This is a genomic window from Mesorhizobium sp. M2E.F.Ca.ET.209.01.1.1, assembly GCF_004010375.2.
GTDB lineage: Bacteria > Pseudomonadota > Alphaproteobacteria > Rhizobiales > Rhizobiaceae > Mesorhizobium.
In genome coordinates, this window is the sequence record NZ_SADP02000496.1 from 1 (window position 1) to 358 (window position 358).

A 358-nucleotide genomic window follows, 5' to 3' on the forward strand; every position below is an offset into this window, starting at 1 on the left:
GGCAGCCGCATTTCGCCCTTGGGCCGGGCGCACAGGCAAGGAGCGTGGCAAAATCCTGAACCGCTGGTACGACCTCATCATTGCCAACCGCGCCGATCTTGCCGCCATCCTTACCGGTGAGCAGGGCAAGCCCTTGGACGAAGCTCTGGGTGAGATCGACTATGCGGCATCTTATGTCGAATTCTACGCCGAAGAAGCTAACCGCGTCGCAGGCGAGATATTGTCGTCTCATCGTGTCGATGCGAGGCTGTTCGTGTTGCGCCAGCCGATCGGTGTGGTCGCCGCAATAACCCCGTGGAACTTCCCGGCGGCCATGATCACCCGGAAGGTCTCGCCAGCTCTGGCGGGTGGCTGTCCG

General features: G+C 61.7%; 1 protein-coding gene. It reads left to right on the forward strand.

Translation table 11 applies throughout. From position 1 onward, the window contains the following. On the forward strand, positions 1–358 hold a 358-nt coding region (locus EN852_RS36640; protein ID WP_135879745.1), incomplete at both ends, for an aldehyde dehydrogenase family protein.